Consider the following 12,142-nt stretch of genomic DNA (forward strand, 5'->3'; position numbering starts at 1 on the left):
CCTTACTTGTGGTCCCGGGCCTCGAGCTCGACCAGTTTGCGAAAGGCCTCCAGCTCACCTTTGAAGCTGCCCCGATACGACCCCATCGCGAAAAGCCGCCCGAAGATCCCCGCAATGAACCCCCGGGTCACAAACTCCTGGTTGATCCGCGTCCCTTTGCCCTCCGGCACGAACGTGACGTCCGATTCGCCCTTCAGGATTGTGTTGCCGAAACGGGTCCGGATGTGCCGGGGCCGCTCCACCGCAAGGATTTCGGTGGGGCTGGCCATGCGCCCAAACCACACCGTGTAGCGGCTGCCGGGCACGTCCATCGAACCTTCCAGATCGGTCACGCGGGTGACCCCGCCGATCCACTCGTGAAACCGGTCCGGATCCGTCCAGGTCGCGAAGACGCGCTCTGGTGATGCTGCGACGAGGGTGGACACGCGGAACGTTCCCATGGGTCCAGCATGCTCTCGTTGCCGCGCAAATGCGAGGGCTCGCGGGCTCCCTTCTATCCTCTCGGGCACCCCAGGGAAAGCAAGGGCACATGTCTGAAATACCGGACAGCACCACTCGAAAAGCCATTCCGGCCGCCTGGCAAAGGGGCTTTAGTAGAAGCAGAAGATCTTTCCACCACACACTTTCCACAGACGAAGGAGTCACCATGGCACCCGCCGATTTCACCACTGGTGCCCGTCCGGTCAAGGCCGCTCGAGGTACTGAACTTACTGCCAAGTCGTGGCAGACCGAAGCGCCGTTGCGCATGTTGATGAACAACCTGGACCCCGAGGTTGCCGAGCGCCCCGATGACCTGGTGGTTTATGGCGGCACGGGCCGCGCTGTCCGCTCGTGGGCCGCTTTCGATGCGATCACCCGGACCCTGGAAACCATGGAGAAGGATGAGACCCTCCTGGTCCAGTCCGGCAAGCCGGTAGGTGTATTCCGCACCAACGAGTGGGCACCGCGGGTGTTGTTGGCTAACTCCAACCTTGTGGGCGACTGGGCAACGTGGCCCGAGTTCCGCCGCCTCGAGGCCGAGGGCCTGATGATGTACGGCCAGATGACCGCCGGTTCCTGGATCTACATTGGTACCCAGGGCATCCTGCAAGGCACCTACGAAACGTTCGCCGCCGTCGGAAATAAGCTCGCTGCAGAGGGCCGTCACCCGGCACCGGCAGCAGCCGGCTCCACCGAGGGCCCGCTGGCGGGCACCCTGACGTTGACCGGCGGTTGTGGCGGCATGGGCGGCGCCCAGCCGCTGGCTGTCACCCTGAACGACGGCGCGTGCCTGATTGTTGATGTTGACGAAACCCGCCTGCGCCGCCGCGCCGGCAAGCGCTACCTGGACGAGGTCGAAACGGACCTGGACACCGCGATCGCCAAGGTCAACAAGGCCAAGGAAGAGCGCCGTGGCTGGTCCGTCGGCTACGTGGGTAACGCCGCCGAGGTGTTCCCGGAGCTGCTGCGCCGCCACAAGGCCGGAGAGCTGACCATTGATGTGGTCACGGACCAGACCTCCGCGCATGATCCGCTGTCCTACCTTCCCGAGGGCATCAACGTCGATGAGTGGCACACCGAAGCCGAAGCGGACCCGGAAGGGTTCACCAAGAAGGCACAGGCATCCATGGCCCGCCACGTACAGGCCATGGTGGAATTCCAGGACGCCGGCGCCGAAGTCTTCGACTACGGCAACTCCATCCGTGACGAGGCCCGCAAGGGCGGCTACGACAGGGCGTTCGAGTTCCCGGGCTTCGTCCCGGCCTACATCCGTCCGCTGTTCTGCGAGGGCCTTGGCCCGTTCCGCTGGGTCGCCCTGTCAGGTGATCCCGAGGACATCGCCGTCACGGACAAGGCCATAAAGGAACTGTTCCCGGAGAACACCCACCTGCACAAGTGGATCGACGCTGCAGCGGACCGCGTGGAATTCGAAGGCCTGCCGGCACGTATTTGCTGGCTCGGATACGGCGAACGGGCCAAGGCCGGCCTGCTCTTCAACCAGCTCGTGAAAGAAGGCAAGGTCAAGGCCCCGATCGTGATCGGCCGCGACCACCTGGACTCCGGCTCGGTGGCATCGCCTTACCGCGAGACCGAATCCATGGCTGACGGTTCCGACGCGATTGCTGACTGGCCGCTGCTCAACGCCATGCTCAACACGTCCTCCGGTGCCACGTGGGTCTCGATCCACCACGGTGGCGGCGTCGGCATCGGCCGGTCCCTCCACGCCGGGCAGGTCTCCGTCGCTGATGGCACAGACCTGGCCGCGGAGAAGCTCGAACGACTCCTGACCAACGACCCCGGCATGGGCGTCATCCGCCACGTCGACGCCGGCTACGACCGCGCCATCGAAGTCGCCAACGAACGCGGCGTCCGCATCCCCATGAACGAGAAGTAAGAACATGACTATAACCTCCAACGAGCAACTCACCGTCACCCTGGGCTCCAGCGGCGTGACCCCGGAAGACGTCGTCGCCGTCGCACGCCACGACGCCAAGGTGACCGTCTCCCAGGAAGCCCTGGACAACGTGGCCAAGGTCCGTGCGCACATCGACAGCCTCGCCACAAGCGATGTCCCGGCGTACGGAATTTCCACAGGCTTCGGTGCGCTGGCCAACCGCCACATCCCCAACGATCTCCGCACACAGCTGCAGAAGTCGCTGATCCGCAGCCACGCTGCAGGAATGGGCCCGGCCGTGGAACGCGAAGTGGTGCGCGGCATCATGTTCCTCCGCGCCAAGACTTTGGCTTCGGGCCGCACGGGTGTCCGTCCCGTCGTACTGCAGACCATGGTGGACGTGCTCAATGCCGGCATCACCCCGCTGGTCCGCGAATTCGGTTCGCTCGGCTGCTCCGGCGATCTCGCCCCGCTGTCCCACTGCGCGCTGGTCCTCATGGGCGAAGGCGAAGCGACCGGGCCCGACGGCGAACTGTACGGTGTTGCGGGCAAGCCGCCCGTTGCTGAGCTCCTCGCCCAGCACGGCATCGAGCCGGTCACGCTGGCGGAGAAAGAAGGCCTGGCGCTCGTCAACGGCACCGAAGGCATGCTGGGGATGCTGCTCATGGCCATCGCCGACATCCGCATGCTGCTTGCGACGGCGGACGTCACCGCCGCGCTCAGTGTCGAAGCCCTGCTGGGGACCGACCAGGTGTTCCTGCCCGAGCTCCACGCAGCGCTGCGACCGCACCCCGGCCAGGCGGCCAGCGCGGACAACATGCTCCGGGTCCTGTCCAACTCGCCGATTGTCGCGTCGCACCGGATCAACGACACCAAGGTACAGGACGCCTATTCGCTGCGTTGTGCCCCGCAGGTTGCGGGCGCCGTCCGCGACACCGTGGACCACGCCGCGCTGGTGGCTTCCCGCGAACTCGCCGCAGCCATCGACAACCCGGTGGTCCTCCCGGATGGCCGGGTCACCTCCAACGGCAACTTCCACGGCGCCCCGGTGGCGTATGTCCTGGACTTCCTGGCCATCGCGATTGCCGACCTCAGCTCCATCGCGGAGCGGCGCACGGACCGCATGCTGGACCCGGCCCGCTCACATGGACTTCCGGCCTTCCTCGCCGGAGATCCTGGCGTTGACTCGGGCCTGATGATCGCCCAGTACACGCAGGCCGGGCTGGTCTCGGACAACAAGCGCCTGGCCGTTCCGGCGTCGGTGGACTCCATCCCGAGCTCCGCCATGCAGGAAGACCACGTGTCCATGGGCTGGCACGCAGCCCGGAAGCTGCGCAAGGCCGTGGAGAACCTGCGCCGGGTACTCGCCGTCGAGCTTGTCACCAGCGCCCGTGCCATCGACATGCGGACGCAAATGTCCGACGGCGAACTCACCCCGGGCCCGGCCGGCGCGGCCGTGCTTGAGGTGCTTCGCGAAGTGGTCCAGGGGCCGGGAACCGACCGGTTCCTGTCACCGGAACTGGAAGCGGCTGACCGTTTGGTTGGCTCCGGCGCGGTCCGTGCGGCCGCCGAATCCGCCGTCGGGATTTTGGCCTGACGTCGAATAAAACGCTCATTTCCTGAGCAGATTTGTCACGCCCCGGTCTTTGTTCGCAACGCAACCACCGGGGCGTGGCAAATGTAGTAGAACTTATGGTGTACGTCACGTCCACGCCAGCGTTGCCGTGGGCTTGACGGTCAACCGTTCACAACTCAATACACAACAGAGAACATCCACAAAGGGGTAGAAGTTCAATGAAGGCACGCGGAGCAGTCCTGTCCAGGCGAAGCGCTCACTCGGCTACGGTTTCCGACTGGAGGACGCTGAAAGTTGGTGAGTCGGTGGAAGTGGTCAAGTACGCCCACGTCATCGCAACCGGCCGGATCGAGGAGATTTCCAGCAGCGGGAACGTTGTGTGGCTTGAGCACTCGGGGCCCGGCGTCACCGAAGAGGGCAAGGAACTGTTCATGAAGTCCGACGGCGTGACTCTCCGCCGGGCGTAGGCGAAAGTTTCGCAGGCAGCAGCTAAAACAAAAACCGGGGCTCGTTCCCTTCCGCGGGTAGTAGATGCGGAAAGGGAACGGGCCCCGGTTTTTTGTTCGCTGCGCGAGTGCCGTCAGGGATGGCAATCAGGCAGCGAGTACTTCGCGGGTCTGACCGAAGGGAACGGATTCGTCCAGAGCCACGGTGTAGGTGCCAGGCTCGTGCCGGGTCACCAGAATGCCGCAGTTAGCGTCTGCTGCTGCGTTTTCGATCAATGCATCCACGGCGCGGTCGAGTCCGTCGTGGATTTCGTCTGCCTTGGAAAAAGACAGGCGAATTTCGCGTTCTGCAATCATTGCAGGGGTCATTTGGGGGCCTCCTATTACTTGCCGCATGCGAGGGCGACCCATCAATCATAGTCGGCGGGAGCCATATATTTGTAAGATGACTGGCAGTGCGGTGACCTGGGTCTCATTCCCTGGCACCCCCAAAGAGACGTGGTGGCGGGATTCGAACCCGCGTGCGCTGCTTTGCAGGCAGCTCCCTGGCCTCTTGGGTACACCACGCTCCAACGACACTAGGGGCCTGGGCGCACCGTTTTCAACGTTCGTTGCCTTGGCTTTCGCAGGGCTACGCGGTGTTGCTTCTGGTTGCCGCCAGTGACGCGCGATTGAGTAGCCTGGTTACCCCGGCAGCCACCACGAGAGTAAGAATCGCAGCCGCCATATGCGTGTAGAGCATAAGGTGCGGCGAACCTCCGCTGGTGCTTGCTGCCGCGGGCACATCGCCGAGGCCCTGGCCCACGCCATGAAGGTGATCCACCAGCCCGCTGCCCGGGAAGTACCCTCCGAACGCGGCGAACCCGAAGTGCAACAGTTGCTGCGCCACACCGGACGCCAGCAGCAACAGCAAGGGCCCATGAACCCAGCGGGCCAGGAGTTGTGCAGCCAGGCAACATAACGCGGCGAAGCCAAGGAGGACAGGGACGGCCGGAGCGCTGCCGCCAGCGGCCATGTGGGCGGCCAGCCCCAACCCAACAGCGAGTAGCCCGGACACCCAGGCCCACTTGTCCTGCACAGGAATTGTGCCCATCGCCGTCCTTCCTCCCCACAGGCTAAACGGAGGAGTGCGAACGGGAAAGGGCCTGCGAAGCTAAGCGAGCAGGGTGTTCACCAACCGGGCCGCAACTTTCGCCGTCCGGGAATCAATGTCGAACTCCGGATTCAGCTCCGCGACGTCCAGGTGGAGCAACTTCCCGCTGGCGGCAACCTGGCGACAGATCGCACTGATCACCGGCAAGGGCACGCCATAAGCGGCGGGTGCACTTACTCCGGGAGCCACTGAAGCCGGCATCACGTCAAGATCGATGGTCAGGTAAAGGGCATCCACGCCGTCCAGGAAGTCGGCAACGAAGACCTCCGCAGCCTCCGCCGAGCACTGTTCGTCGGGCAGGTACTTCACGCCAAGCCGGTCCGCCGTGTCGAAGAGCGTCCGCGTGTTGTTTGGTTCGGAAATTCCGACGACGGCGTACTGCAGTTCGCGTCCCACGGCAGCTTCCGCGCGGGCCATCTGCAGGAACGGGGTGCCCGAGCTCGGTGTCGGGTCATCGCGCAGGTCAAAGTGGGCGTCCAGGTTCAGGACACCCAGCCGCTTGCCACGGAGTGCCTCAGAACCGGCAACGCCCAGGTAGCTGGCGAACGCGGTTTCGTGGCCGCCGCCCAACACAACAGTGAGGTTGCCGGCGTCGAGCAGTCCCGAAATGGCACGGCCGGCGCGCTCTTGCCCCGCTTCCAGTGAGTCGTCCTCCACAACTACGTCACCGGCGTCGAACACGTCCCGGTCCAGGTGGAAGGCCAACGGCCCCAGCGCCGAACGGATAGCGGCAGGGGCCTTTGCTGCACCTGTGCGGCCCTTGTTGCGAAGCACCCCGGCGTCGCTGCAAAACCCAAGCACGACGGCGGGGCGCACTGCTGATTCGGACGCTGCGGACGTGTGCGGGGCAACGGCCTGCCACCAGCGGCGATGCTCAGCGCCGTCGCCGTCGAACCGTCCGGACCACGGGGTGGGGCTGACATCTACTGTGGGGACGCTTGTTTGCATGCTTAAAGCACACCCCACCCGAGCTGCCGAAACCAGCAGTTCAGGGTGGGGCGTGTCTGGGATTGCGGACTGGGCTATTTGACGCCCAGCAGTTCCTCGACCGTTCCGATGCCGAAGAACAACAGGAAGGCAGCGGCCACGGCCCACATCAGCGGGTGAACCTCGCGGGCGCGGCCCTGGAACGTGCGGATCAGGACAAAGGAGATGAACCCCGCGCCCAGGCCGTTTGCGATGGAGTATGTGAACGGCATGAGGGCGATGGTCAGGAACGCGGGGATACCCACGCCCCAGTCCTGCCAGTCGATCTTGCCCACCTGGGAAACCATCATGAAGCCCACCACAACCAGTGCGGGAGCGACGGCTTCGAACGGCACAAGGTTGATCAGCGGCGTGAAGAACATGGCCACCAGGAACAGCACGCCCGTAACGATCGAGGCGAGACCAGTGCGTGCGCCTTCGCCAATGCCTGCGCCGGACTCAACGAAGATCTGGTTGGACGACACGGACGCGCCGCCGCCAACGATCGCGCCGAGCGCATCAACCTGCAGCACGCGGTCAACGTTAGGGATATTGCCGTCCTTGTCCACCGTTCCGGCTTCGTTGGCCAAGCCAACCATGGTGCCCATCGCGTCGAAGAAGATGCTCAAAAGGATCACGAATGCCAGGAGCGCTGCCGCGATAAAGCCGAGGTGTTCAAACGCACCGAACGGGTTGGCCTTACCTATAAGGGAAAGGTCCGGGGCGCCCCACTTGGTCAGGGTCGGGGCAACAAGGGACCAGCCGCGCGGGTTGATGTTGGTGCCGTCGTTGCTGGGGCCGATGTGAAGCGTGAACTCGAGGATGGCGGCCAAAGCCGTGGACGCCACGATGCCGATCAGGATGGCGCCGCGCACTTTCCGGACCACCAGTGCGATGGTCAGGATCAGGCCAAAGGCAAACACCAGGGTTGGCCAGCCCAACAGTTTCCCGTCGACGCCCAGTCCCAAGGGAACGGTTGTGCCGGCGGCGTCGGGGATGCGGCGGACGAACCCCGCATTGACCAGGCCGATCAGCGCGATGAAGAGGCCGATGCCCACCACGATCGCGGTCTTGAGTGCTTCCGGCACGGCCTTGAAAACGGCGGTACGGAAACCGGTGAGGACCAGGATCAACATGGTCAGGCCCGAGAGCACCACAAGGCCCATCATGTCCGGCCACGTCAGGCCGGGGTGCGAGGCGACGGTGACAGCCACGAACGCGTTAACGCCCAGGCCCGTGGCCACGGCGAACGGGTGCTTGGCCCAGGCGCCCATGAGGATGGTCAGGATGCCCGCAACGAATGCCGTGGTGGCCGCCACTGCGGTGAATCCCAGGGAAGCTCCACTGGAGTCCGGCCCGGAAAGGATCAACGGGTTAAGGACCACGATGTAGCTCATGGCGAAGAAGGTTGCGAAGCCGCCGCGGATTTCCCGGGAGTATGTGGAGCCACGCTCGGAGATTTTGAAGTAGCGGTCGATGGCAGAACCTTGTTTAAGCATGAAGGACTCCGGGGATCGAGGGGAGTGTGCCCTCAAATCCTATGCCGTCGGATATGGGCCTCCGGACGATTCGCCTAGTCTGTAAGGAAGCCAACACTAGGAGAAACCGCCCCATGCGCACCATCCGCCCGCTTCTGGCCGCCGTCGTTGCTGCCCTGGCCTTCGCGTCCGCCTTGTTGTTTTCCGCGGCCCCGGCCTCCGCGCACGACGTCGCCGAATCCACAGCGCCGGCCAACGGTTCCAGCGTGGCTGCCGTCCCGGCGTCGGTCTCCATCACGTTCAACAACAGGCCGCTGGCCATCGGGTCAGGCGTGACGGTCACTGCGGGCGGCGAAAACTGGGCGGACGGGCCCGTCGAAATTATCGACAACCAGGCGGTCCAGAAGATCCGCGAAGGCGCACCGGCTGGGGAGTACACGGTGGTCTGGCGTGTGGTCAGCTCCGACTCGCACCCCATCGAGGGCACCTTCACGTTCACGGCCGCTGCTGGAAGCACGACGGCGGCCAGCGGCACTGCGGGCGCCTCGCCGTCGGCACCTTCCAATACGGTCCCGACGGCGGGAACTGCGGCACCCGGAACGGCCGCCAGCACCCCGGCCGCGGACGCATCGCAGCCCTTCCCGTGGAGCATCGTGGGACTGGCCGTGGTTGCTGTCGGCCTCGTTATTTATCTCGCCGTTACCGCACGGAAGAAACTCGCAGCCTCCAACGACACAGATGCGGGAGATTCCGCGGAATAACGGGCTTTTCTACGTAGCTGCGAATATCTCGGAATGGTTACCGCGACACGCCAAAAGCCCGGTTCTCGTTACTTAAATGTGACTTCGGCGTGATCATCGCGTACGGTAGTACCTGTGCCTGTTCCACGTAGCGGGCACTTCCGGCCTGATTGCCTAGCTCTGCCGCAGTCCGGAATCCGTTCGCAGACAAACCTTACGGCAGAGACGGGGAACCCAATTTAGGCCACTTTCGAGTGTGCCTTGGGGTGAAGTCACGATGCTTCCGCTGAACAGCGGGGGATAGTGGCCGGGTGACTCCCATCCGAATCCGACAGCTAACCTCGCAGGCATCGGGAGAGGCTTTTTCATGTCTTCAAGCATTCTTCGCGGCCGTCGTAAGGCGGACAGCGTACGTCCTAATCCGTTCATCTCCATCTCCAAGGCAGTCGCCAGCAACGCTTCCGGCGCTGGCCGCCAGGCAGCTGTTATCGCAGCAGCCTCTGGCCTTGTCCTGACCGGTTCCATCGCTGCACACGCAGCCGAAACCCCGGTTCAGCGCGACTCCAGCCCCGCCACGGTCGCCGAGACCGTTTCCGAGGCACCCACCCAGGTTGTTACCGCCCTTTCGACGGCGACCGTCAACTTCGAGCGCCCTGCTGTTGCATCCGTAGCAGCTCCGGTCATCGAAAAGCCGGCTCCCGTTGTTGAGGCACCTGTAGCCAAGAAGGCAGCAGTGGCAACAACCGCTGCGGCCGCTCCTGTCGCAAAGGCTGCAGCTTCGGTTGCTGCCGCTCCGGCTGCTGCTGCTCCCGCAGCCGCTGCACCGGCCGTCGGTGGAGTCAACGCAGCAATGGTCGCCTCGGCTTACGCCCAGATCGGCATCATGCAGGACTGCACCGCAATGGTGGAGCGGGCCCTCGGCTCCGCGGGCATCCCTGTTGGTGACCTCGCGCCCATGCAGTTCATGAACTACGGCAAGGTCGTCAGCACCCCCCAGCCCGGCGACATGATCGTCCAGTCCGGCCACGTAGCCATCTACATCGGCAACGGCCAGGCCATCAGCGGTGGCATCAATGGCAACCAGACGGGCATCCACCCGATCAGCTGGTTGACCGCAACTGGTCCCATCACGTACGTACGCGCAGGCGCATAAGCCTCACGCTTCAGTTCAAAGGCCGGCATCCTCGAAGATTCACTCTTCGAAGGTGCCGGCCTTTGGCGTTAAGAATTGTTCGCAAAAGTTCCAGTGGGCGGTCAGCGGCCTTGCTACGCGATGGCTACGCCGTTGCCGGCCGGTAGCGCTACCTTGGCGGAGATGGCCTGGCCCACAGCTTTGGCCTGCCGAAGCACCTCTTTGGGGGTTGGGGTGATGAGTTCCCCAACGCCAACAAGGTGCATCCCTACGGCCCGCATGGCCGCGGCCAAATTCTGGCCCACGGCGATTCCAAGTTCCGCCAGCATCCGGCGCAGCTGGCTCTGGGCGCAGCGCGTCACCACAATGTGGTCCGCCAGTAGGACACCGTGGGCCGTGTGGACCGCCCATTGACGGGGCGTGGACTCCAGGGGACCGGAAACGATCCTGCCCCGGAGGGTGGCCGATGCCGTGCTTCCGGTGGGGCCGTGCCCCAGCTGCTGTGACGGGTCGGCGCCCAGGAAATCCAGGCGAACGGCACGGGTAGTGTTGCGCACGTCCAAATGATGGTTGGCAGCGTAGTTGCGCAGGTGGCGGAGAATCTCGCTGCGTTCCTTCATTGCGGGATCGGCGATGTCGCAGCGCTGGAGCATTCCCGTGTGGGTCGAAGGCCCCGTGGCGGACAACGATCCGAACCCGTCAACGACGATGGAGCCCACCCCGTAGCGGCTGAGCTCGCTGGCAACAGCCAGACCGGAGAGGCCGGCGCCGATGACCACGGTGGTGGTTCGTTCCGTGCCGGAATCAGGCGTGAGTGACACTGCTTGGTTCCTCCTTGACGTGTGTGCCCTGCGGCATCGCGTGGGGTCGCGTCCGAGTTCCCCAAGCGGCCGCAAATTAACAGCCGGGGTGTGTCCTGAGACACGCTGCCCGGCTATTCGGTGACTCGAACACTACCGAACTTTTTCGGCCATTGGTAGCCTTCCCGGCGTCGTGTTTTGCGTGTTCGTCGGCAGCTCAATATCGCGACGTTTGAACTGAGCCCGGACCGTTATGCACATAGCCTGAAGTCGCCTTGATTCGGTACTTCCGACCGAGAATAGTGGGCATTGGAAGGAGAGATTCCAAGTTTCTCCTTCGCCGGCCATTGACATTTGGAGAGTCAGGGAATCCGTCGCGGAGAACCTCTGGCAGAATAGCCGGAACATCAAGCAGTAGGTGGAGAGGCGGGCCCCATGGACCAGCACGGAAGACACAATGAAGTGCCACGCGATGGCGAGGATGAGGCGGTTGCACCCGGCGGCATCGTCGTTGGCGTGGACGGATCCGAGCATGGCCAGTGTGCCTTGGTCTGGGCAGCGCGTGAAGCAGAGCGTCGCCAACTTCCGTTGCATATCGTCACGGCCTACTCGGTTCCTATTTTTGCCGCTTCCGGTTTGGACGGAGGCTACGCAACGGTGGACGACTCGGTAATCCGTGAGGGCGCCGATGCAATCGTCAAGCAGGCGATGGACAAGGTTTCCGCCTACGCGATCGATGTTGATGCATCGGTCGAAAACGGTGACGCTGCCGGTGTCCTGCTCGACCTCTCTGCGGAGGCCGCGCTCCTGGTGTTTGGAAGCAGGGGCCGGGGCGGCTTCGTCGGGCGCCTCCTGGGGTCGGTAAGCAGCGCCCTGCCCGCCCATGCCAAGTGCCCCACGGTGACTGTTCCGCTGTACTGCGCGGACCGCCTCGGGGAGAGCACCGAAGACAAACACATCAAAGCCGAGCACGCCAAGGCTGGTCCCCGGACCGTCGAGAACGTGGTGGCAGTCGGGGTGGATGGCTCCGAGCAAGCCCGCGTAGCTGTGCTCGAAGCCGCAGAGCAAGCACAGCGCATGGGCGCCAAGCTGCGTGTGATCTGCGCTGTTCCGCAGTACAGCGGTTCCCTGGCGTGGGTACCGGCCCCCCTTGATCGCGATGCCCTCTTTGCGGACATCAAAGTCCAGCTGGACGCCGGGCTCGCCTGGCTTCAGAGCCACTTCCCGGGTCTGACCATAGAGACCGAGCTCCGTGACGGTGCTCCGGTGGATGTCCTGGTGGAAACAAGCCGCTCGGTTGAACTCGTGGTCCTCGGCACTCGTGGCCGCGGGGGATTCGCCGGGATGCTCCTTGGGTCCACGTCTGATGGCGTCCTCCACCATGCGAAGGGGCCGGTGCTGGTGGTTCCGGACCGGGAGGATCCGCGGCTCGCCGATCGGCCCAATTTCGGCCCCATGCTCGGCGCAGCTTAGCGGC

General features: G+C 64.2%; 12 protein-coding genes, 1 tRNA gene and 1 riboswitch. Of the genes, 6 read left to right on the forward strand and 7 right to left on the reverse strand.

Going from position 1 to position 12,142, the window contains the following annotated elements; genetic code table 11:
- Nucleotides 1–2: 2 nt before the first annotated feature.
- Nucleotides 3–440, reverse strand: coding sequence for an SRPBCC family protein (locus AC5RU9_RS09480; protein WP_494016234.1), 438 nt, complete (start codon nt 438–440; stop codon nt 3–5).
- Between the two features lie 206 nt (nt 441–646).
- On the opposite strand from AC5RU9_RS09480, the gene hutU reads away from it, so the two are divergent.
- The 3 genes from hutU (at nt 647) to AC5RU9_RS09495 (ending at nt 4,417) form a co-directional block, all read left to right on the forward strand.
- Complete coding sequence (hutU, locus tag AC5RU9_RS09485) at nt 647–2,374, forward strand: urocanate hydratase (protein WP_494016235.1); 1,728 nt, start codon at nt 647–649, stop codon at nt 2,372–2,374.
- Nucleotides 2,375–2,378: 4 nt separating this feature from the next.
- Complete coding sequence (hutH, locus tag AC5RU9_RS09490) at nt 2,379–3,971, forward strand: histidine ammonia-lyase (protein WP_494016236.1); 1,593 nt, start codon at nt 2,379–2,381, stop codon at nt 3,969–3,971.
- A 197-nt stretch (nt 3,972–4,168) separates the two neighbouring features.
- Nucleotides 4,169–4,417, forward strand: coding sequence for a hypothetical protein (locus tag AC5RU9_RS09495; RefSeq protein ID WP_494016237.1), 249 nt, complete (start codon nt 4,169–4,171; stop codon nt 4,415–4,417).
- Nucleotides 4,418–4,543: 126 nt separating this feature from the next.
- Here the strand turns inward: AC5RU9_RS09495 and AC5RU9_RS09500 are convergent, their stop codons facing one another.
- The 5 genes from AC5RU9_RS09500 to AC5RU9_RS09520 all read right to left on the reverse strand — a co-directional run bounded on the left by AC5RU9_RS09500 (nt 4,544) and on the right by AC5RU9_RS09520 (nt 8,014).
- The gene (locus tag AC5RU9_RS09500) at nt 4,544–4,765 is read right to left on the reverse strand and encodes a hypothetical protein (RefSeq protein ID WP_017198995.1); all 222 of its coding nucleotides are present in this window, start codon (nt 4,763–4,765) and stop codon (nt 4,544–4,546) included.
- Nucleotides 4,766–4,892: 127 nt separating this feature from the next.
- Nucleotides 4,893–4,963, reverse strand: a tRNA-Cys gene (locus tag AC5RU9_RS09505).
- A 64-nt stretch (nt 4,964–5,027) separates the two neighbouring features.
- Nucleotides 5,028–5,489 (reverse strand): hypothetical protein, encoded by a 462-nt coding sequence (locus tag AC5RU9_RS09510; protein ID WP_494016238.1) that lies wholly within the window; start codon nt 5,487–5,489, stop codon nt 5,028–5,030.
- 60 nt (nt 5,490–5,549) lie between these two features.
- Nucleotides 5,550–6,497 (reverse strand): formimidoylglutamase, encoded by a 948-nt coding sequence (gene hutG / locus AC5RU9_RS09515; RefSeq protein WP_494016239.1) that lies wholly within the window; start codon nt 6,495–6,497, stop codon nt 5,550–5,552.
- Nucleotides 6,498–6,571: 74 nt separating this feature from the next.
- Entirely contained in the window at nt 6,572–8,014 is a 1,443-nt protein-coding gene (locus AC5RU9_RS09520) for an NCS2 family permease (protein WP_211710803.1), read from the reverse strand.
- 113 nt (nt 8,015–8,127) lie between these two features.
- Between AC5RU9_RS09520 and AC5RU9_RS09525 the strand changes: the two genes are divergently transcribed.
- Together AC5RU9_RS09525 and AC5RU9_RS09530 are read left to right on the forward strand one after the other, a co-directional pair.
- Entirely contained in the window at nt 8,128–8,754 is a 627-nt protein-coding gene (locus AC5RU9_RS09525; protein WP_494016240.1) for a copper resistance CopC family protein, read from the forward strand.
- 174 nt (nt 8,755–8,928) lie between these two features.
- A riboswitch (cyclic di-AMP (ydaO/yuaA leader) is annotated at nt 8,929–9,097 on the forward strand.
- 3 nt (nt 9,098–9,100) lie between these two features.
- Nucleotides 9,101–9,886, forward strand: a complete 786-nt coding sequence (locus tag AC5RU9_RS09530) for an NlpC/P60 family protein (RefSeq protein WP_494016241.1) — start codon at nt 9,101–9,103, stop codon at nt 9,884–9,886.
- Between the two features lie 113 nt (nt 9,887–9,999).
- On the opposite strand, the gene AC5RU9_RS09535 is transcribed toward AC5RU9_RS09530, so the two are convergent.
- Nucleotides 10,000–10,686: an FAD-binding protein gene (locus AC5RU9_RS09535; protein WP_494016242.1), complete on the reverse strand. Its 687-nt coding sequence runs from the start codon at nt 10,684–10,686 to the stop codon at nt 10,000–10,002.
- A 414-nt stretch (nt 10,687–11,100) separates the two neighbouring features.
- Between AC5RU9_RS09535 and AC5RU9_RS09540 the strand changes: the two genes are divergently transcribed.
- Nucleotides 11,101–12,138: a universal stress protein gene (locus tag AC5RU9_RS09540; RefSeq protein WP_211710798.1), complete on the forward strand. Its 1,038-nt coding sequence runs from the start codon at nt 11,101–11,103 to the stop codon at nt 12,136–12,138.
- Nucleotides 12,139–12,142: the final 4 nt, after the last annotated feature.

The sequence above is a fragment of the Arthrobacter sp. B0316-5-4 genome (assembly GCF_059090325.1).